Annotated in this window: 14 protein-coding genes; 5 read left to right on the top strand and 9 right to left on the bottom strand. The window is 44.8% G+C overall.

Annotated features, from left to right (window positions below):
* Positions 1–36 precede the first annotated feature (36 nt).
* Entirely contained in the window at positions 37–1,650 is a 1,614-nt protein-coding gene (locus ACLI09_RS08060; RefSeq protein ID WP_411419094.1) for a M1 family metallopeptidase, read from the top strand.
* A gap of 108 nt (positions 1,651–1,758) precedes the next feature.
* On the opposite strand, the gene ACLI09_RS08055 is transcribed toward ACLI09_RS08060, so the two are convergent.
* Together ACLI09_RS08055 and ACLI09_RS08050 are read right to left on the bottom strand one after the other, a co-directional pair.
* Entirely contained in the window at positions 1,759–2,949 is a 1,191-nt protein-coding gene (locus ACLI09_RS08055; RefSeq protein WP_411419093.1) for a redoxin domain-containing protein, read from the bottom strand.
* Between the two features lie 69 nt (positions 2,950–3,018).
* The gene (locus tag ACLI09_RS08050; protein WP_411419092.1) at positions 3,019–4,428 is read right to left on the bottom strand and encodes an MBL fold metallo-hydrolase; all 1,410 of its coding nucleotides are present in this window, start codon (positions 4,426–4,428) and stop codon (positions 3,019–3,021) included.
* 346 nt (positions 4,429–4,774) lie between these two features.
* On the opposite strand from ACLI09_RS08050, the gene ACLI09_RS08045 reads away from it, so the two are divergent.
* Positions 4,775–6,049 (top strand): Glu/Leu/Phe/Val family dehydrogenase, encoded by a 1,275-nt coding sequence (locus tag ACLI09_RS08045; protein ID WP_411419091.1) that lies wholly within the window; start codon positions 4,775–4,777, stop codon positions 6,047–6,049.
* Positions 6,050–6,202: 153 nt separating this feature from the next.
* Here the strand turns inward: ACLI09_RS08045 and ACLI09_RS08040 are convergent, their stop codons facing one another.
* The 5 genes from ACLI09_RS08040 to ACLI09_RS08020 form a co-directional block, all read right to left on the bottom strand.
* A complete protein-coding gene (locus ACLI09_RS08040) occupies positions 6,203–7,372 on the bottom strand; it encodes an alpha/beta hydrolase-fold protein (protein WP_411419090.1) in 1,170 nt (389 codons plus the stop codon).
* Between the two features lie 21 nt (positions 7,373–7,393).
* The gene (locus ACLI09_RS08035; protein ID WP_411419089.1) at positions 7,394–9,973 is read right to left on the bottom strand and encodes a glycoside hydrolase family 9 protein; all 2,580 of its coding nucleotides are present in this window, start codon (positions 9,971–9,973) and stop codon (positions 7,394–7,396) included.
* Between the two features lie 110 nt (positions 9,974–10,083).
* Positions 10,084–11,205 (bottom strand): alpha/beta hydrolase-fold protein, encoded by a 1,122-nt coding sequence (locus ACLI09_RS08030; RefSeq protein ID WP_411419088.1) that lies wholly within the window; start codon positions 11,203–11,205, stop codon positions 10,084–10,086.
* Between the two features lie 55 nt (positions 11,206–11,260).
* Positions 11,261–12,166, bottom strand: coding sequence for a glycoside hydrolase family 43 protein (locus tag ACLI09_RS08025; protein ID WP_411419087.1), 906 nt, complete (start codon positions 12,164–12,166; stop codon positions 11,261–11,263).
* 449 nt (positions 12,167–12,615) lie between these two features.
* Positions 12,616–13,620 (bottom strand): SDR family oxidoreductase, encoded by a 1,005-nt coding sequence (locus ACLI09_RS08020; protein ID WP_411419086.1) that lies wholly within the window; start codon positions 13,618–13,620, stop codon positions 12,616–12,618.
* A 425-nt stretch (positions 13,621–14,045) separates the two neighbouring features.
* Between ACLI09_RS08020 and ACLI09_RS08015 the strand changes: the two genes are divergently transcribed.
* The 3 genes from ACLI09_RS08015 to uxaC are packed head-to-tail and all read left to right on the top strand — an operon-like array spanning position 14,046 to position 17,479.
* Positions 14,046–14,867 carry an SDR family oxidoreductase gene (locus ACLI09_RS08015; RefSeq protein WP_411419085.1) on the top strand — a complete coding sequence of 274 codons (822 nt, stop codon included), beginning with the start codon at positions 14,046–14,048 and terminating at the stop codon, positions 14,865–14,867.
* Between the two features lie 19 nt (positions 14,868–14,886).
* Positions 14,887–16,047: a mannonate dehydratase gene (gene uxuA / locus ACLI09_RS08010; RefSeq protein ID WP_411419084.1), complete on the top strand. Its 1,161-nt coding sequence runs from the start codon at positions 14,887–14,889 to the stop codon at positions 16,045–16,047.
* 16 nt (positions 16,048–16,063) lie between these two features.
* Positions 16,064–17,479: a glucuronate isomerase gene (gene uxaC, locus ACLI09_RS08005; protein WP_411419083.1), complete on the top strand. Its 1,416-nt coding sequence runs from the start codon at positions 16,064–16,066 to the stop codon at positions 17,477–17,479.
* Between the two features lie 54 nt (positions 17,480–17,533).
* Here uxaC and ACLI09_RS08000 read toward each other — a convergent pair whose 3' ends face one another.
* Together ACLI09_RS08000 and ACLI09_RS07995 are read right to left on the bottom strand one after the other, a co-directional pair.
* Positions 17,534–18,580 carry a LacI family DNA-binding transcriptional regulator gene (locus ACLI09_RS08000; RefSeq protein WP_411419082.1) on the bottom strand — a complete coding sequence of 349 codons (1,047 nt, stop codon included), beginning with the start codon at positions 18,578–18,580 and terminating at the stop codon, positions 17,534–17,536.
* A gap of 157 nt (positions 18,581–18,737) precedes the next feature.
* Complete coding sequence (locus ACLI09_RS07995) at positions 18,738–20,696, bottom strand: RagB/SusD family nutrient uptake outer membrane protein (RefSeq protein ID WP_411419081.1); 1,959 nt, start codon at positions 20,694–20,696, stop codon at positions 18,738–18,740.
* Positions 20,697–20,707 lie beyond the last annotated feature (11 nt).

Genomic DNA, 20,707 nt, shown 5'->3' with positions numbered 1-20,707 from the left:
CATAAGAAGCCACTTATATATAAAATTTCCCCTTTTATGAAGTATTTTGTTTATACCGCCCTGTTGTTATGCACGTCTGCAGCCTTTGCGCAGTATACCCATAAAGACAGCCTGCAGGGCAGCCTGAGGCCGGAGCGCACCAGCTACGATGTGCAGCACTACGGGCTGGATATTACTATAGACCCGGCAAAAAAAACAATACGCGGCTTTAATGACATTGATTTTAAAGTGGTGGAGGCTACTGCTAAAATACAGGTAGACCTGTTTGAAAACATGGGTGTAGACAGCATTGTTTTCAATAAAAAAAAGCTGCAATATAAGCGGGACAGCGATGCCGTATTTATAACCTTTCCTGCCATGCTTGCAAAAGGCACATCGCAAACCATACGGTTTTATTACAGCGGTACACCCGTTATTGCAAAAAGGGCCCCGTGGGACGGCGGCTTTGTATTTACAAAAGATAAAGCCGGCAAGCCCTGGGTGGGCGTAGCGGTACAGGGCACCGGGGCGAGCCTTTGGTACCCCGTTAAAGACCACCAGACTGATGAGCCCGATAAAGGGGCAACCATAAAAGTGGCGGTGCCTAACGGACTGATGAATGTAAGCAATGGCCGCCTTACAGGCAGTACCGACCTGAAAAATGGCTACACCCGCTGGGACTGGGAGGTGAAAAGCCCCATAAACAATTATGACATTACCGTAAACATAGCCGACTATGCCCACATACATGATGAGCTTGACGGCCTGAGCCTTGATTATTATGTACTGAAAGCAAACGAGGAAAAGGCAAAAAAGCAATTTACACAGGTAAAGCCCATGCTGCAATGCTTCCAGAAAAAGTTTGGCCCATACCCTTTTACCCAGGACGGCTATAAGCTGGTAGAAACGCCTTACCTGGGCATGGAGCACCAAAGTGCCATTGCATATGGCAATAATTATAAAATGGGCTATATGGGTAACGACCTATCCGGCTCGGGTGTGGGGATGACGTTTGACTATATCATCATCCACGAAAGCGGGCACGAGTGGTTTGGCAACAGCATTACCAGCAAGGATATTGCCGATATGTGGATACATGAGGGCTTTACCACCTACAGCGAGTGCGTGTACGTAGAGTGCAACTACAGCTATGCCCAGGCCATGCGCTACATAAACGGTGAGCGCTCTGCCGTGCGTAACGATAAGCCCGTTATAGGGGTTTTTGGGGTAAATAAAGAAGGCAGCGGCGATATGTACTTTAAAGGCGCGCTGATGCTGAATACAATGCGCCACATAGTTAACGATGATGATAAATGGTGGAAAATAATTTATAACTATGCAACAACCTTTAAACACCAGGTAATAGATACAAAAACCGTGGTAGACTTTTTTAATAAAGAGACCGGCCTGAAGCTAACGCCTGTATTTAACCAGTACCTGCGCTATACCGAAATACCCATACTGCAATTAAAACTTAACGGCAAGAACATAGAATATAAATGGCAAACCGGCGAACCGGATTTTGCCATGCCTGTAGAACTTGTAGTGGAAGGAAAAACAATACGGCTTAACGCGACTAATGCCTGGCAAAAGCTGCCTGCAACCGTAACAAACTTTGACAATGTAGCTGTTGCCAATGAGAAGTTCTACGTTAAGGTACAATACCTGTAGCATTCTTTACGGTGTACCTAAAAAATAATTACCGTTACGGTACATTTAAAAAACAGCGAACCCTGCTCATATGGCAGGGTTCTTTGTATAATATTGAATAAAATAAGCTTATAAAAGTTCTTTTATCTTAGCTTCAAGTTCCGGGCCATGAAGGTCTTTAGCAACTATTTTTCCCTTTGCATCAAGCACATACATGGTAGGTATCTGGTTTACAGCATACAGTTGTGCTACCGGCTCCTCCCAGAATTTAAGGTTACTAACGTGGTTCCAGCTAAGTTTGTCAGCCGCAATGGCTTTTTCCCAGGCATCTTTTGTTTTGTCAAGAGATACGCCTACAATGTTTAATCCTTTAGCATGGTATTTATTATAAATAGCCACTACGTTAGGGTTTTCCGCACGGCAGGGCTGGCACCATGAGGCCCAGAAATCTACTATAGTAACTTTTCCCATCGCGTCTTTAAGTGCAAGCATTTTACCGGTAGTGGTAGGCGCCGAAAACTGTGGCGCTGCATCACCTACCTTAGGGCCGGCAGCAGGCTCGGCAGTTTCTTCGGGAGCAGGTGCAGCTTCAGGTTGGTTTTGCATTTCCGCCTGCTGTTTTTCATAATTTGCAAAAACTTCAGCTACCTCTTTACCGCGTTTTGTTTTTTTAACCGAAGCATCAAAATTTTCATATATTTTTTTTGCCTCTTCCATTTTTGTAACACCCATTTGGGCCACATTCTGCAAAATATAAAGGTTATAAAAAGCTTTAGGGTTGGCTTTCATAAAATCTACATATTTTTTATTCGCCTCCTCTATTATTACCTTTTGCTCCTTCATTATCTTGTTAGAGGTAACAGAATCTTTTGCCTGCATGGCAGCCATGTACTTATCCTTATTAAGTTTGGCAAAGGCCTCAAACTTTTTGTTGATTCCCTTACTCAGGTCTTTAAACTCAGTAAGTTTATCATTGTTATACGTTCCCCCTACTTTAGATTTTTGCAGGGTATCTTTATCTACGGTAACTTCTATAGCGCCCGGCTCCAGTATAAAATCAAGCTTTTGGTCTTTTACGCCATCCACGCTTATCAGGTAATAATCCGGCGAGGTAACGGTATCGGTAAACACAAAACGGCCACCTTCTACTTTTACCGTATCCACCGGGGTTGTACCCATCATGCCTCCCGGCTTTTCAAGTATTACATTACGGCCTTCCCATGATGCGTCTACGTTACCTGTAATTTCATATTGGTTATCTGCCAGGTTTTTGCATGAAGCAAAGGCAAGTACCGATAATAGCAATGCTATTTTTTTCATTTGTTTTGTTTTTTTTATTTATCAGCGCAAATATATTCAAAAATAAAGCCAAAAAACACCTCATTACTATTATATTGATGCCTGCTGGTTTAAAGTGGTCTTTACATCGGTATTTTTAATGGCTGCAAAGCCCTTATCTATATTTATCATGTTATGATACCCCCGTGCCTTGAGTATAGATGCCATAATAACCGAACGGTAGCCCCCCGCGCAGTGCATATAGAAAGTGGTATCCTTAGGCACCTCCGCAAACTGGTCGTTTATAAAATCAAGCGGTATGTTAAGCGCGTTTACTACATGCCCGTTTTCAAATTCTGATGGCTTGCGTGAGTCGACTACAATTGCCTCTTTTTCCTGCATCACCCGGGCAAACGCTTCAGCTGATATAGTTTGTACCGTATCGGTTTCAAACCCCGCCAGTTTCCACGCTTCAAGGCCGCCATTCAGGTAACCCAGCGAGTTATCAAAGCCCACACGTGCCAGGCGGGTAACGGCTTCTTCTTCCTTACCTTCGGGTGTAACCAGCAGCAATGGCTGGTTAACATCCATAATAAGGGCGCCTACCCAGGGGGCAAAACTGCCGTTAAGCCCTATAAATACCGAGCCCGGTATGTGCTCTGCGGCAAAATCATCTTCGCCACGCACATCAAGCACCAGCGCGTGGGTTCCACTGGCTATGGCCTCAAATTCAGCGGGGCTAAGGACTTTGACCCCTTTTTCTATAACGTGTTCAAGGCTGTCATACCCTTTAATATTAAGCAATACATTTTGTGGAAAATAAGCCGGCGGGCGGCCCAGGCCATCCAGCAACTCGGCTATAAACTCTTCGCGGGTCATATCCGCACGCAGCGCATAGTTTACTTTCTTTTGGTTGCCAAGGGTATCGGTGGTTTCCTTGCTCATGTTTTTGCCACAGGCACTGCCCGCGCCGTGGCTTGGGTATACTATGGTTTCATCCGGCAGGGGCATTATCTTATTGCGCAGCGAATCATATAAGTGTGATGCAAGTAGTTCCTGTGTAAGCTCTTCGGTTAATGCCTGTGCAAGGTCGGGCCTGCCTACATCCCCTATAAATAAGGTGTCGCCGGTTATAATACCGTGCAGGTTTTTGTTTTCATCCAGCAGCAGGTAGCAGGTGCTTTCCAGCGTGTGGCCGGGGGTGTGTATGGCTTTAACCGTATAACTGCCTACGGTAAATTCCTGGCCGTCGGCAGCGATAACAGCATCAAACTCCGGGCTTGCAGTAGGGCCGTACACTATTTGTGCGCCGGTTTTATTTGCAAGGTCAATATGCCCGGAAACAAAATCGGCATGGAAATGCGTTTCAAAAATGTATTTTATGGTGGCATTGTCCTTATCGGCACGGCTAATATAGGGCTGTACCTCCCGAAGCGGGTCAAAAATAGCCGCTTCGCCATTACTTTCAAGATAATAAGCGGCCTGCGCTATACATCCGGTATATATCTGTTCTATCTTCATGCTATAAATTTTAATTTAAGTACCTCTTATTGCACCTTAAAACGGCCTGAGGGGTACCGCTGCAAAGATACCATTTTTATGTTAATGCCACCCCCAATTTTAGACAGGGGTTGCCTGTAGTATTTTATGCGTTTACCGCTTTGGCAGTATAAAAAAGGCGGCAATCAGTTTTATGAAAATTATTATAAATTTATTAAATGCATGTTAATAAAAGTTATAATTAAAAATATCTTAATTTAAGTTAATATATTTTGTGTATTTCGTAATTGCTGCTACCTTTGTTCTTATATTTGCAATGAAATTTAAGAGTTCAAAAAAATCGTGTTATTAAGTCGTAAATTTAAGTATGGCAACAACCACTAAAGTCCGCAAAACGGGCATGTATGAAAACGTTATGAGGCAGTTTGAAAGGGCTGCCGGGGTAATGAACCTTGACCCCAGCGTAAAGAAAATTTTAGCAATTACCAATAATGAAATAGTTGTACACTTTCCTGTAAAGATGGATAACGGCGATGTACAGGTGTTTACGGGCTACCGTGTACAGCATAATAATGCGCTTGGCCCATATAAGGGCGGGCTTCGCTACCACGAAACGGTAGACCTGGATGCTGCACGCGCGCTTGCCACCTGGATGACCTGGAAAACCTCATTAGCCGGATTGCCTTATGGCGGCGGCAAGGGCGGTATACAGATAGACCCAAAAAAATTCAGCCAGGCCGAACTTGAAAGGATAACCCGCAGGTTTACCTATGCGCTGGGCGATAATATAGGCCCGGAACACGACATACCCGCGCCGGATGTTAACACTAACGCGCAGATGATGGCCTGGATAGCCGACACCTATATGAGTACCAAATCGCCGGCAGAGCGTTCTAAAAACCAGCACGTGGTTACCGGTAAACCGGTAGGCTCAGGCGGGCTTGAGGGGCGCGACAGGGCTACGGGCTTTGGTGTGGTGGTAACCCTTGAAGCCTGGGCTAAACTAAGGAATACTACGCTTGAAGGCAAAAAATATATCGTACAGGGCTTTGGCAACGTAGGTTACTGGACCGCGCATTTTATGAATAAAAACGGCGCTGTGCTGGTAGGTGTTCAGGATGCTACGGGTACCATATATAACCCCGACGGTATGGATCCTGAAGATTTACTACAGTACCAGAAAGACAATGCTACCATACATGGTTATACCGACCATGATTTTGACGGCAGCAAATTCTTTGGTATTGATTGTGATATTATTGTACCGGCGGCGCTGGGCAACCAGATTACCGAAGAGAACGCAGGCAATATTAAGGCACGTGTAATTGCTGAAGGTGCCAACGGCCCTACAGATACTGAAGGCGAGGCGATACTGCTGGCTAACGGTGTAGAAATTATACCCGATATATTATGTAACTCGGGTGGTGTGATAGGCAGTTACTATGAGTGGCTGCAAAACCGCAACGGAGAGATATGGACCATGGATGACGTGATTACCAAACTACGTAAAAAGCTGGAAGATGCCTTTGACAAAGTGGTACACACATCTGAAGAGTATAAAACCGACTGGCGTACTGCCGCCTACATAGTGGCGCTTACCCGTATAGAGATGGCGTACCAGCAAAGGGGTATTTTTCCATAAATAAAGTATTTTATTTAAATAAAAAAGAGGCTGTCATAATAATGATCAGCCTCTTTTACTGTTTATAACGTAGCGGTCAGTATAAATTATATAGTGTAAAAAATAATACTTGTAGATACTTTCGCCTTTACGACTTTTACACTTTCGACTTACCTATTTAAACAACTTGCCGGCAAACTGGTACAAACACCTGCGCCATGTAAGCCATTCGTGGGCCGTTTCGGGCGATTCATAATACACATATTTAATACCCTGCTGGTCTAACATGGTTTTAAACGCCCCAATTGATTTAGGGAACGGTACAGGCTCCTTAGTACCCAGGCCCAGCCAGAACAGCTTTATCTTTTTATTAAGCGCGTTGCCGTCTTTATATTTCCCGTCTAAAAACGTTGAAGCATCAAGGGCATCACTGCTGGGGTAATTTGCGGTACCGCTAAATCCGCCGTAGTGCGAAAATGTGTCAAGGTGGTTCATCATAATGCGCATGGTTTGGTTGGCACCCATCGATAAACCGGCAATAGCCCTGTGGTCGCGGTCGGCCAGGGTACGGAATTTACCATCAACCATAGGGATAACCTCGGTAACCAGTACCTGCTCAAAAACAGATTCCGGCCTTTCCTTTTTAGCCACGGCCTCTTTGCTCTGCGGCGCAAAGGCATACCCATTGTCCATTACAATAATCATGGGGGTGGCCTGCTTTGCGGCAATCAGGTTGTCTAAAATTAAATTAGCCTTGCCCTGTGAAGCCCATCCGGTTTCGTCTTCAAAACTTCCGTGCTGTAAGTAAAGCACAGGGTAACGGTTTTTTGCGTTTTCATGATAACCCGGCGGGGTGTATATAAAACAACGCCTGAAAGCATTGGTAAGCTTGGAAAAGTAAATATTTTCGCTCACCAGGCCGTGGGGTACATTTTTCAGGGCAAAAAATTCCTGGTCTGCCGAAGGAATTTCTATACCGCTGCCCCACCTGCCCGCGCCATAAAAATACAGCGTGCCCGGATCCGGCACCGAAGCGCCGTCAACATTTAACTGGTAATAGTGAAAACCCTCGTCCTGCGGATCAGATTCGCCCGTCCACACCCCGTTGGCATCTTTTACCATGTCATATTTAACACCGCCAAGGTCAAGCTGCACCTTGGTAGCATTTGGCGCAGCAATACTGGCACGCACGCGCCGTTGCGAATTTACCTGCGGAAATTGTTTATCCGCCTGGTTAACCGATGAGGGTTTAAAATCTTCTGCCACTTTTGGTGTTCCCTGTCCCTGGGCCGTTTGGATACACAAGCCGGACAGTAGTATGAATGCGCTTAAAATTGATTTCATATCATTATTATTATACAGTTATTACTTTGTGGCTGCCAGCTCATTTGCTGCGTTAGCAAGGAAAACATACCAGGCGCCACCATCTATAATACACTCATTTTCTCCCCAAAAGAATGGCCAGTCGTCTTTATTCTCTAAATAATCCGGCTTCAGGAAAATAAGGCCCGGCACCACGCCCCCGGCAATGGTTGTAAAATCGGCACGGTTGCCACCGTAAGCCACTTTTTTTGATTTGTTGCCTACCGCATTTACAAAAGACAGGTTAGAATACGGGTGGCATCCTAAAACGTAATTTAAGCCGCGGTATACATATTCCTTATCAAGGACATCCGGATAAATTTTATAGATGTAGTAGTTTGTACTCGCCCAGTTAATAACCTGCGAAGTACCTCCCCAGCCCCTCTTTACAACGGGTACACCATAGGGGTTATCTGAATTATCCTTGTCAATTTTTTCCTTATACTTAAGTACATAGCCCCTTAATTTTTCTTTATACTTTTTATCCATGGCAGGCACGGCTAAGAGGGCAGCATTCATGTTAGGCTCTAAATTCTCGTCGAGTAACTTCCATATCTTGTCTAAGAAACCCTTTTTGTACTTCTCATCCTTAGTGCTTAGGTACAGCTGCATCATGGCTATCATGTCGCTCCCCCTGCCCCAGCGCGACATCGGGCTGGCATCCGGTTTTGCGGTTTTTGCTATTTCGTTAGCTTCTGCATTTAGCTTTGCGGCAAGCATTACACATTTCTCTGCAAGTGTATCATTATACCCTTTTAAGGCCCTGCCTGCGGCGGCTAATGCACCTGCCGTGCGGTAATCCAGAAACGAAGAGCGGTTAGTAAACGCCCAGCGGTCATCCGGCGTACCGGTTGAAGAACCGTTAGATTCATACGGCTTTAATGATGGATTATAGGGCAGGTTATCGGTTTCGGTAGAGGCATCACCCAAATGGTGGTACTGGTGCAGGTGGGGCACAATTATACCCCTTACCGGGTGGCCTATGTTTTCAACCTGTGCCACAAGGTTCAGCGCGCCGTGCTCTATCTGCTGGAGTATATCGGGCTGCCCGTCAGGACGGTGAATGTCTACAAACTGGGTTTTCTGGTCGATATACGTTTCGTCGCGGGTTACCTTAAATGCTTCCCACGATTCTACAAAACTGTTTATTACGCTAACGTGCGAAAAAGTCTGTATGTCAAAGTCGCCCGCGTCGAACCAGCCGCCTACCGCCATGTTAGGGATACGCTCTAACGGCTTGTATTTGGTTTCGGTTGTAGGGCCTTGTTTATAGCCGTCAAAGTGTTCGTGGTTTACCGGCGCCTGCAGGCAGTCGTCTAAAAACGGCTTGCCATGCCATATACGGTAGGCTTCGTTTACCTCCATGTGGTCCATCTGCACCGGGAACCATACATCCATGGTAGGCTGCCATATTTTAGCATATACGTCATCCTCTATCTGGAACGTATTTGTTTTCTGGTCGCCATACTGAATGTAATACAACCCTTTTTCCTTAATGGCGCTAAAGTCAAACTGGGCATAATTATAGCGCAGGTAAGGGCCCCACACTTTAACGTCTGCTTTTAGCTGCTCGGTAAACTTACCATCAGCATTCAGCTTAAATACCGATGCCTTCGGTAACGCCTTATCGTTTTTATCAAGTTCTATTACCGCCACTTTCTTCTGGCTGGGCATGTACCCCACCTGAGAGAATGCTATCACCGGCTTTCTGGTCCAGTTTGGTATCGCATTAGGTTCTACATACCAGGTAAGCACCTTGCCGGTTTTGTTTACCGGCAGGAGGCTGCGTACTATAAACCAGCCGTTTTGCCCAAGGTTCCTTCCGTCAAAAAGCATCACGTCCTGGCCGTCTGACTCAATTTTAACTGTACGTTCAGGGTTTTCAGGCGCAAGGATAAAGTTCTTGCCCGTTGCAAGCGGAAGTGTTACAATAAATTCGTTCCTGCCGCGGTCATCAAATGTGGTATGGGTAGCAAACTGCTGTATTTTCTGTGAAGAAGGCAGGGTTTGTGTATCGCTGGCGGGGTAGCGCGGAAACGTTCCCGCTTTCCCGTCCACTAAATAATTGCCCTCAAAATAAGAGGTAGGTATAAATTCCATATTAAAACCTGCTTTTCCCTCCAGGGCTTTTGGCACCGGCTTATCTAAAAAAACGTTGATTACAAAACCTTTGCCCTTAGGGGTAACGCTAAACCTTGAATCAAAGTCAAACTCTTCATAACGCAGACCCACTTCAATGGTGTTAGTTGCCCTGTCTACTTTACGGCTTGTCATTTTCGGGATTAGGTCCCACTGTTCGGGCGTGTTTTGCAGGCGTATCGCGCCGCCTGTAACCGTTCTTACCCCGTGGTGGATAAACTCTAAACCGGCTGTTTTTTCGTCATAAAACATACCGTTATATTCATTACTGAAAACAAGGACGTTAAGGCCCGGGGTTTCAAAATACTCCTTATCATTTAAAACTAGGTTTTGGGAGAAGGCAATGCCCGATACACAGAACAGGCAAAAAAACAATAATCCCTTTTGGGATAAGGCCTGGTTGAAACTAAAAAAAACTTTTGGGTTAATAGTATATTTAGTCATAATTTTTAAAGCAATGGGTTATAAAAAAGAACCCGCCCTGGCCAGGTTAGCTCACGTAAAAAATATTTTTTACTGCTAACACACAAGCCAGGACGTGCTCAGGAAGTATTTTATTTGAATAAAAGTGGTGCCAGCTCCTTAAAGCTGCGGCGCCATGTTAAAAATTCGTGTGCGGTGCCTTCAGAAATGTATGAAACCGCATTGTAGCCGGCTGCCTTAAGCGTTTTTACCGCGTCTTTAACCCCTTCCGGCCTTTCTTTACTGCCACAGCTTATAAAAATGAGCTTAACTTTTGATTTGTCTTTAATTTCTTCGGGCTTATACACACCACCGCTTAGCAGCGCGTAGTGCGAAAAAACATCCGGCTTATTAAGTGTTATGGTATGCGTTTCCATACCGCCCATAGAGAGGCCTGCCATAGCGCGGCCCGCCGGGGTGGCAACCGTACGGAAATTTGCATCAACATAAGGTATCAGCTCATCTACAAGTACCGTTTGGAACGGCTCAATTTTAAAGCTGGACATGCCGCCCCATTTAATTTCGTTTGTCATTCCGTAGGTCATTACTATAAGGAAAGGTTTTATTTTACCCTCGGCAATTAAGTTATCCATTATTAAATTAACATGCCCCTGGTTTGACCAGGCCGTTTCATCTTCGCCCCAGCCGTGCTGTAAATATACCACAGGATACGTTTTAGATTTATCCTTGTGGTATCCCGGCGGCGTATATACATAGGCCCTGCGTGAGGTATTAGTGCTTTTTGAAGGGAAGAGTATTTGCTGCACGTTACCATGCGGAACATCTTTTAAGGCATAGAAATCCTGGTCGTGGGCCGGAATTTCAATACCGCTTTCCCAGCGGGTAGAGCCATAAAAGTTAAGGGCGCCGGGGTCGTTAAAAACACCTCCGTCTACCGTTACGTGATAATAATGGAAGCCTTCGTCCATAGGGCCCGCGGTGGTGCCCTTCCATAAGCCGTCTTCGGCTTTTTCAAGGGTTGTACCGCCTTTCGCGCCGCCCAGGCCCAGGCTTACAACAACTGATTTGGCATCGGGTGCCGCGATCTGGAACCGGGCATAGCCCTGCGAATTGACCTGCGGATACTCCTGCCCCGGCTGGTTAACGGTAGAAGGCTTAAAGTCTTCGGTAATGGCAGGGGCATTTGTTTGTGCAAAGGCCATGCAACTACACAACATAAATCCCCATAATTTGGCAATGGAATTCTGTTTCATGATTACTGTTTTAGTTTGGTTTAAAAAAAATTTATTATTGGGTTTGTTTTTGAAGTCATTTAATTTTACTTACGCCTTCGGTAGTCTGCACTATCTTCTGGATAGTGCCATCCTCATTATAGTACATATAATCTACACAAACAGAGCGCCTGTAGCTGCCGCCGGTAGGCAGGCTGCCGTTGTGGTAAAAAAAGTATGATTTACCTTTGTAGTCAATAATGCCGGGGTGCGTAGTAAAGCTGTTAGGTACATTTTCCTGGATGATGCCCTGGTAGTTCCATGGTCCTGTAGGGCTTGTAGCCGTGCAGTATTCTATCATTTCGGGCTTTGTACCCGCGCTGGCATATACTAAGTAGTAAAGACCCTTTCTTTTATATACCCACGGCCCTTCGATATAATTTTTTGGCTTAAAGGTGTTTATCCCCCCATCTACCTCTATCATGTTCTTTTTAAGCTTTACCCATTTGCAGCTCCCGTTGCCCCAAAACATATAGGCCTGGCCATCATCATCAACAAACACGGTAGGGTCAATATCATCCCACGAAATTTTCATATCCGTGGTCATTTCGTTTATAATAAGGGCTTTGCCTATAGCGTCTTTAAACGGCCCTGTAGGGCTGTCTGAAACCGCCACGCCTATCGCTGCGCCGCCACCGCTTACATCGCCTTTTTTATGGAATGTAGAAACAAACCAGTAAAACTTACCATCTCGTTCTATGCACTGGGCTGCATAAGCATCGCCTTCAGCCCATGAAAAGGTACTGGGCGAAAGCGGTGCCCCATGGTCTTTCCAGGTAGCCATATCCGTTGTAGAAAACACATGCCAGTCGGCCATTTTATAATTGGTATCCGCTTCGGTTGCCACATCATGCCCCGTATATAAATATAACGTGCCTTTATGCACAATGGGCGATGGGTCGGCGGTAAAAATATGTTTTATAATGGGGTTTTGCGCTGTCATTGTCAGAGCTGATAAAAAACACGTCAAGGAAAATAAAATTTGGGTCTTGTTCTTCATTTTTGTTTATTGGGTTTGTTAACTATTTAATGATAATCTTAATCTCATTAGAGCCCGCCTTTATGGGCTTTTAAGAGTACGATATAATGCAGTTATGATGGTATAAATAATAAGTGTATTTATTACAAATATAAATAGAAGTAGTATAAGTGGCATTGCAATTTGTTATTTTTATTAACAAATCAGTAAAAATTTAATCAATAAAAAATATAGTGCATAAAATGACGGATGAATTTTGAAAATACGTGAATTCAATTTTTGCTAATGACGTTTAATACATGACACGATTTTGCATATTTTTAAAGTTGGCCACTCCCAGTAAGGCCATAACCAAAAACATGAAATCCCGCTAAGAGTAGCAGGATTCCTTGTTTTTTGGCTATGCACTAAATTTAAGGATGCCCGGCGCCGCCCGACGCGGCATATATCTGCCCGTTAGCATAACTCGCATCGTTAGCGGCAAGCTGCACATAAATAGAGGCCAGCTCGGCGGGCTGCCCGGGCCTGCCCAGCGGTGTATCACCACCAAACTGCGTTAATTTCTCCATAGTGGCGCCGCCGCTTACCTGTAGCGGCGTCCAGATGGGGCCAGGTGCAACACCGTTTACGCGGATGCCTTTTGGCCCAAGCTGTTTTGCCAGCGACTTTACATAATTTGTGGTTGCGGCCTTTGTTTGTGCATAGTCGTATAAGTCCTCACTGGGGTCGGTCGCCTGTACCGAAGTCGTGCCAATGATAGCAGAACCCGGCTTAAGGTGGGGTAAAGCAGCTTTAATCGTCCAGAAAGGCGCGTAAATGTTTGTCTTCATGGTAGCGTCAAAATCCTCATTGGTTATGTCCTGTATAGATGCTTTTGTTTGCTGCCTCGCCGCGTTATTAACCAGTATATCAAGCCCGCCCAGCGCTTTAACGGCCTCATCTACCAGCCTCCTGCAAAATGCTTCATCACGCAGGTCGCCGGGTATCGCAATCCCCTTGCGGCCTTCGGCCTTAATTAACGCGATAACCTCCCGGGCATCATCTTCCTCCGCAGGCAGATAGTTAATGGCTACGTCGGCGCCTTCCCTTGCATAAGCAATGGCCGCAGCCCTGCCCATGCCCGAGTCGCCACCGGTAATCAGCGCTTTACGTCCTTTAAGGCGGCCTGAGCCTTTATAGCTTTTTTCGCCATGGTCCGGCTTCGGGTCCATTTTCCCTGCAAGCCCCGGCCAGGGCTGCAACTGCTCTTTAAACGGCGGCCTTACATATTTTGTAGTAGGGTCATCCAGCGCTAAGGGCTGGTTATAACCTGCACCTGTAAGCTCTTCTGCCATAACCGGGCTTATAGCGGCAGTGGCTAATACTGCCCCTATACCCCCTATTGCCCTGCGGCGGCTCATTGTATTCTCTGTGTCCATACTATACGTTTTAAGTTTATCCTAAAGATAATTGTACACCGTAACAACTACCCTTAATAAGGGGTTAAATGTTACTTAAACTATTAGCGGTTATATTATTACGATTATCCCTATAAATGGAACGCTATAAAACAACAAACATTTAAAATACTATCTTTTTAAATTTAAAATAAATACCTTTTATTTGCATTAGCCCCTGCTTAAGTAAAAATACTGCTTACAATGTAGCCTGTTTATTAAGTTAGTGTAAGTTTTTTACAAAAATGTGCCGAATTAAAATAAGCCTGCAGGCAGCGTTTTTATGTAGTTCGTACGCAAAAAATACGAATACGTTATAGTTAATATTTTGGAAAGTTGTAAGATAAAATTATTTTTTGGGGTAATATTGACACCTTGTAACGCTTAGCCTATAAAACAAAACAACAATGAATATTTTAGATTCTTTTTCCCTTAACGGAAAAGTAATTGTGGTAACCGGGGCTACCGGTATACTTGGTGAGTCGTTTGTTAAAGCCATTGCCCAGGCCGGGGGCAGGCTCGCCATTTTAGGCCGTAATGAAGAAAAAGCACAACTACGTGTAGAACAGGCACATGCAGAAGGCGCCGAAGCAATTGCCATTACAGCAAACGTACTTGATGAAGCAGAAGTACTTAAGGCTAAAAATGAAATCCTTACCCATTTCGGCACTATAGATGGGCTTGTAAACGCCGCCGGAGGCAACCTTCCCGGTGCAACCATAGGCCCCGACCAAAACCTTTTTGACGCTGAAATTTCAGATACTATTAAAGCCATAGAACTTAACCTGTACGGTACTATTATCCCTACACATATATTTGGCCGCGTAATTGCCGAAAAAGGAAAGGGCGCCATAGTAAACATATCATCGCTGGCAGCCAGCCAGGCCATAACAAGGGGACTGGGCTACAATGTGGCAAAACACGGTGTAGACGGCTATACGAAGTGGATGGCTACCGAAATGTCGTTGCGTTATGGCGATAAGGTGCGTGTTAACAGCATTGCCCCCGGTGTGTTCCTTACCGAGCAAAACCGCACACTGCTTACAAACACTGACGGCAGCTTTACCGAAAGGGCTCAGAAATTTGTGAGCAGCACACCCTTCTCCCGCCTTGGCGTACCTGAAGAACTGTCCGGCACGCTGGTATATTTGCTAAGTGATGCATCTGCCTTTGTAAACGGCGAACGAATTTTTGTGGATGGTGGTTTTAATGCCTGGAGCGGCGTATAATTTTTTAGATATAACTAATATGAACAAATTAGAGCAAACCTGGAGATGGTATGGCCCGGATGACAGCGTAAGCCTGCAGGATGTAAAACAGGCGGGCGCTACGGGGGTAGTATCGGCACTGCACCACGTTGCCCACGGGCAGGTGTGGACTACTGAAGAAATTTTAAAAAGAAAAAAACAGATAGAAGATGCCGGCCTTACATGGTCTGTAGTAGAGAGCGTGCCGGTACACGAGGCTATAAAAACGCGTAGCCAGGATGCTGAAAAGTACCTGGACAATTACAGGCAGTCGCTTAAAAACCTTGCAGCATGTGGCCTTAAAACAGTTTGCTACAATTTTATGCCGGTGCTTGACTGGACGCGTACAAAACTGGACCTTGAAATGAAAGACGGCTCTAAAGCGCTTTATTTTAACTGGATAGACCTGGCCTATTTTGATATATATATACTACAAAGGGCAAATGCGGAAAACGACTATTCCGCAGAAATAATTGCCGCGGCGGCGGAACGCAACAACACAATATCTGACGAAGAAAAAGCAATGCTAACCGAGGTTGTTTTAATGGGTGTTCCCGGAGAAGACACCGTTACCCTAGAAAGTTTGCAGGAGAGCATTACTACCTACCAGGCTATAGGTTTTGACGGCCTGCGTGAAAACCTGCTTTACTTTCTTAGCGAAATTGCAGAAGTATGTAAAGAAGGGGGCATACACATGACCATCCACCCGGACGACCCGCCCTACCCTATTTTAGGCCTGCCCCGGATTGCGAGCAACAAAGCCGATTTAGAATATATAATACAAGGGGTAAACGAAGAACATAATGGTATTTGCTTTTGCACAGGGTCTTTAGGGGCAGGTGTAACAAATGATATTACCGATATATTTGAAGCCGTAAAGCACCGTGTGAACTTTATTCATTTACGAAATGTAAAAAAAGACGCGCTGGGTAATTTTTATGAAGCAGACCACCTTGACGGCGATGTAAACATGTATGCAATTATGAAGGCAATTGTAGCCGAAAACAGTAAGCGCGATACACCGATACCCTTCAGGCCAGACCATGGCCACCAGATGCTGGATGACCTTAATAAAACAACACACCCGGGGTATTCGGCTATTGGCAGGCTACGCGGCCTGGCAGAATTGCGGGGCCTTGAACTGGGTATTATTGGCCAATAAACATAACACGTAAAACATGGCATTTTTAAACGATAACTTTATTTTAGAGTCTGACATTGCGCAACAATTATATCATGGTTTTGCAAAAAACCAGCCTATTATAGATTATCATTCCCACCTGTCGCCCGAGGCGATAGCTACAGATAAAAAGTTTGAAAATATAACCGATATATGGCTAAAAGGCGACCATTATAAGTGGCGTGCCATGCGTGCCATAGGGGTACAGGAGCATTATATTACGGGAAATGCAACCGACCGTGAAAAATTTGAAAAGTGGAGTGAAACGGTTCCGTACACGTTGCGGAACCCCTTATTCCACTGGACCCACATGGAACTTAAAAACCCTTTCGGCATTGAGGAACTGCTAAATCCTGACAGTGCCGGACGCATTTTTGAGACCACACAAGACCAGCTGCAGCAGGATAACTTTTCTACACAGGGGCTGTTGCAGCATTTTAACGTAGCCATGGTGGGCACTACCGACGACCCGGTAGATTCGCTGGAACACCACCTTTTATTAAGCAAAAGTGCTTTTAAGACAAAGGTGCTTCCCTCGTTCAGGCCTGATAAAATTTTTAACATTCATTCAGGCAACGACTTCAGGAATTATGTTACTACGTTAGCCAAGGTTTCAGACATAGAAATTACCGACCTTAATTCGCTGACTGCCGCATACAGCGCGCGTATTGATTATTTTGATGCTGCCGGCTGTGTTACGGCCGATCATGGGCTATCCTGTATACCTGGGGCCGGCACGTTTTCAAAACCGGAAATTGATGCTGTTTTCATTGAAGTTTTACGTGGTAATGATACCCGCGCAGCTGAAGTTAAAGAAGCTTTTTCATTTTACATACTTACCGAACTGGCTGCAATGTACCATACTAAAGGCTGGGTTCAGCAATTTCACCTTGGTGCGCTGCGAAACAGCAATGCACACATGGTGGCTGTGCTGGGGGCAGATACCGGCTACGATTCTATAGGCGATTACAGGCAGGCAGAAACGCTTTCGGCATTTTTAAACCACATGGAGCGGCAGGAAAAACTGGCAAAAACAGTATTGTATAACCTCAATCCCGCAGATAACACCTTATTTGCCACTATGGCCGGTAATTTCCAGAATGAGGGAATACGCGGAAAAATACAGTTTGGGTCTGGCTGGTGGTTTTTAGATCAGTTAGACGGCATGACAAAACAAATAAATACCTTGTCTAACCAGGGGCTTATAAGCACATTTATAGGCATGCTTACTGATTCGCGCTCGTTTCTCTCTTACTCACGCCATGAGTATTTCAGGAGGTTGCTGTGCAACCTCTTCGCACAGGACATACAGAAGGGCTTTACACCTAATGATATCAACTGGATAGGCAGCATTATTTCAGACATTTGTTATCACAATGCAAACCGGTATTTTAATTTACATAAAGGTAAATAACACATTACAGGTTACGGGTTCTCATATATTTAATTCAATTGCAACAAGCTATACTCATACACCGGGTAACGCCGTAGACTTACGGATGTTTAGCACTGTGTCTAAAAGTATCGTTTCAAACTTTACCTGCTTCTTGCCCTCGGCCTCAAGGTTGATAAGTTCAATAAGTTTCTTCAGGGAAAGGTAGCCCATATCCCTTGCAGGCTGCCGTATGGCAGATAACGGCGGATTCATGGAAAACGCTATATCCGTATTGGCAAACCCTATTACCGCCATTTCCTCGGGAACCTTAATGTGCATTTCGGCAAGTATTCCCAGGGTACGCATTGTAATCAGGTCTGTGGCGCCAAAAATAGCATTAGGCCCTATATTCATTTCGCGTAAATCAAGTATAGAGTTTCTAATTTTGGCATCCAGTTCTTCAATATTTTCAAGGTTACAATATACCATATACCTTGAGTTTAAAGGGATGTCAAGATCTTTAAGGGCTTTTTTAAACCCTAATATCCGCTGGTTATTCTCCCCAAATTTATCACCCGTTATAAAAAGTATCCTCTTCCTGTTAATATTAATAAGGTGCTGTGTAGCCTCTAACGCGCCATTATATTCATTAACCCCTATTTTTGTGGTGTTTATGGTAGGATTAATGCGGTCAAACAAAACAATAGGGCAAAGGTTATCGTTAATATAATTAAGGTACTCAGAATTTGAAGTTTCGCTAACCGGCGCCAGTAAAATTCCGTCAACACCCTTGGCAAGGAGGGTATCGAGGCAAGCCCGCTCCTTTTCAACGTTCTCAAAGCTTTGCATGATTATAATGTCATAGCCCACTTCATACGATGCCTTATAAATACCGTCTATAATTTGCGCCAGGAATGTAGTACTGAAAAAAGAGGATATTATAACACCTATCGAGGTGCTTTGCCCCACTTTTAAACTTTTCGCAAACCTGTTTGGCGTATAATTATTTGCTTTGGCATACTCTGTAATTATCTTTTTAGTAACCGGGCTTATTTCGTAACTGTTATTTAAGGCTTTTGATATAGTAGATACTGAGAAGTTTAAAGCCTTAGCAATATCTTTTATCGTGATATTTGACATAATCCTATAATTTAGATAAAATTATCACTTTTTTTTGTTTAAAATGACATATAGTATTAAATAAAGAAGCATCCCGGTATAACTACCGGGATGCTCAACTAACCCAAAACTAAACTCTATGTTAACCCAAACATATGTATTTTAAATGCTATAAATATTATTCGTAACCCGGGTTTTGGTAGGCCTCAATATCTGCATCTGGCATGTCCATAGCGTCTAATTGTCCTTGCGGTATTGGACGCAGGTAATGGAACGGCTGAATGGTACGGGTAAAGGTTTGTGGCGTTACATCGGTAAGATTGGGGCCACAAATTGTATACGTCCCGGCTAACTCATTCCATTTTTGGGTGCGCACAAGGTCAAACCAACGGTAACCTTCGCCAAAATATTCCCTTGAGCGCTCTGCCAGTATATAATTAATGTCTATTACGGCAGGTGTCGCGGCGACGGCAGCCGCACTGTTATCCTGGATAAATACCGCGTTATCGGCATTAGAATAGCGCCATTTACCGGCACGGGCACGAAGCACGTTTACAAGGTCCCTTGCACTTTTACCCGGCTGGGTAGCAGCGCCTTTTACGGCAGCTTCGGCAGCCACTAAGTAAAGTTCAGAGAATTTAGCCACATTAAAAGGACGTGTGCTGCCCGCGTTAGGCTGGCCTAACCCACCGGCGTTATCCGTACGGTAAGGGCCTAATTTCCAAAGGCCCGGGTATACCCTGCGGCTTATGCGCGATGGAGGCAATACAAAATCCGCCCTGCCCGGCAATACACCGGCACCAATACCGCTATTATAGGTGGTATTACTAAAGTCTATCGGTTGTGAAGGCTCTTCGTTAAGGAAGCTGAATATAGCATCTCCAGGCTCTACTGCAATACCATTTGCACCATATAACACAGGATTTGTACCGATAAGAGTTGTTTTATCCCAATTACCTCTGTATACTGTGGTAAAAGTACCATCGTAGCGCGAGTCATTAACTTTATCGGCAAAAGTATTGTTAAATACACCCTGCGGAGGCGCCATACGCACCCACGGGCGGCCGTAAGGCTGCGCCGCTTCGCGCTGAACAGAACTTACCTTAGCTGTCCAGGCGGGAGTTGTACCGCTAACCAACGATGTGTAGTTCCATGTCAGCATCCAGCCTGCAAAATTATCTGGGGCCCCACCGCTACCAAAGGTCAGGCTGCCTCCGTTAAATATCTCGCTTGATTCAGTATGGTCTGCCATCAGCAATATTTCATTATTACGGTCATTAGTTGCTACGTTAACATCATAAAATGTAGGCTGTAGTGCAAATGGCCCGGGGTTATCAATTCCCTCAATAGCAATATCATAAGCCTTTTGGAAATACCACTGTGCATTGTGCCCATCAGGGTCAGTGCGCGGCGTTTCAGGATATGTAGGTATATTATTAGGGTTTTCAAGCCACCATCCGTAAGTAAGGTAGGCTTTTGCAAGGTGCAGTCGCGCCACCGTTTTTGTCGCGCCACCGGTAACACGCCCTGCATCAGGAAGGTTTGCTACCGCCGTTACAAGATCCGGGAATATAACTTTAGTATACACTTCAGGCACTGTATTCCTTACAGACGTACGGTTTTGGCTAACATTAAACTTCAGTTCACCAGAACCCAAATCCAGCGGTACACCGCCGAAAGTCTGCACTAATAAAAAGTAGTCAAACGCACGGAAAAAGCGTGCTTCAGAAACCAAGGCTTCACTAATACCCACAGCTGAAGCATTCTCAATAATACCATTTGCGGCATTAATATTAGAAAAGGCAGTATTCCACAATACGTCTGAACGGCTGCTACTTGAATTTAGGTTGCCCACACCGGAAAGGTCGGCATCCTTAAAGTTACCATCAGCAGACTGCCCCCAGGTAGCCTCGTCAGTACCGGTTAGGGTGGCATTATAATAATACGCCTGGCCATACATGTAGCGTAAGTGCGCATACATACCGGTTAACCCACCTATTACACCCGCTTCTGTCTTAAAATAGTCTGGGGTATATACGGTACGGGACTGTTCATCAAGTATATCGTCTGTACATGAACCCAGCAGTAAAGACAAGGCAAGGGTACAAACAGAAATTTTAATAAATTTATTTTTCATAATCATAGTTA

Source organism: Flavobacterium sp. RHBU_24 (genome assembly GCF_046613695.1).
Taxonomy (GTDB): domain Bacteria; phylum Bacteroidota; class Bacteroidia; order Flavobacteriales; family Flavobacteriaceae; genus Flavobacterium.
This window is presented reverse-complemented; position numbering and strand designations above follow the sequence as displayed.

Bases quoted from the DNA above. Each gene is read 5' to 3' on its own strand.
- ACLI09_RS08060 (WP_411419094.1), top strand. From the start codon at position 37: ATGAAGTATTTTGTTTATACCGCCCTGTTGTTATGCACGTCTGCAGCC.
- ACLI09_RS08055 (WP_411419093.1), bottom strand. From the start codon at position 2,949: ATGAAAAAAATAGCATTGCTATTATCGGTACTTGCCTTTGCTTCATGC.
- ACLI09_RS08050 (WP_411419092.1), bottom strand. From the start codon at position 4,428: ATGAAGATAGAACAGATATATACCGGATGTATAGCGCAGGCCGCTTAT.
- ACLI09_RS08045 (WP_411419091.1), top strand. From the start codon at position 4,775: ATGGCAACAACCACTAAAGTCCGCAAAACGGGCATGTATGAAAACGTT.
- ACLI09_RS08040 (WP_411419090.1), bottom strand. From the start codon at position 7,372: ATGAAATCAATTTTAAGCGCATTCATACTACTGTCCGGCTTGTGTATC.
- ACLI09_RS08035 (WP_411419089.1), bottom strand. From the start codon at position 9,973: ATGACTAAATATACTATTAACCCAAAAGTTTTTTTTAGTTTCAACCAG.
- ACLI09_RS08030 (WP_411419088.1), bottom strand. From the start codon at position 11,205: ATGAAACAGAATTCCATTGCCAAATTATGGGGATTTATGTTGTGTAGT.
- ACLI09_RS08025 (WP_411419087.1), bottom strand. From the start codon at position 12,166: ATGACAGCGCAAAACCCCATTATAAAACATATTTTTACCGCCGACCCA.
- ACLI09_RS08020 (WP_411419086.1), bottom strand. From the start codon at position 13,620: ATGGACACAGAGAATACAATGAGCCGCCGCAGGGCAATAGGGGGTATA.
- ACLI09_RS08015 (WP_411419085.1), top strand. From the start codon at position 14,046: ATGAATATTTTAGATTCTTTTTCCCTTAACGGAAAAGTAATTGTGGTA.
- uxuA (WP_411419084.1), top strand. From the start codon at position 14,887: ATGAACAAATTAGAGCAAACCTGGAGATGGTATGGCCCGGATGACAGC.
- uxaC (WP_411419083.1), top strand. From the start codon at position 16,064: ATGGCATTTTTAAACGATAACTTTATTTTAGAGTCTGACATTGCGCAA.
- ACLI09_RS08000 (WP_411419082.1), bottom strand. From the start codon at position 18,580: ATGTCAAATATCACGATAAAAGATATTGCTAAGGCTTTAAACTTCTCA.
- ACLI09_RS07995 (WP_411419081.1), bottom strand. From the start codon at position 20,696: ATGAAAAATAAATTTATTAAAATTTCTGTTTGTACCCTTGCCTTGTCT.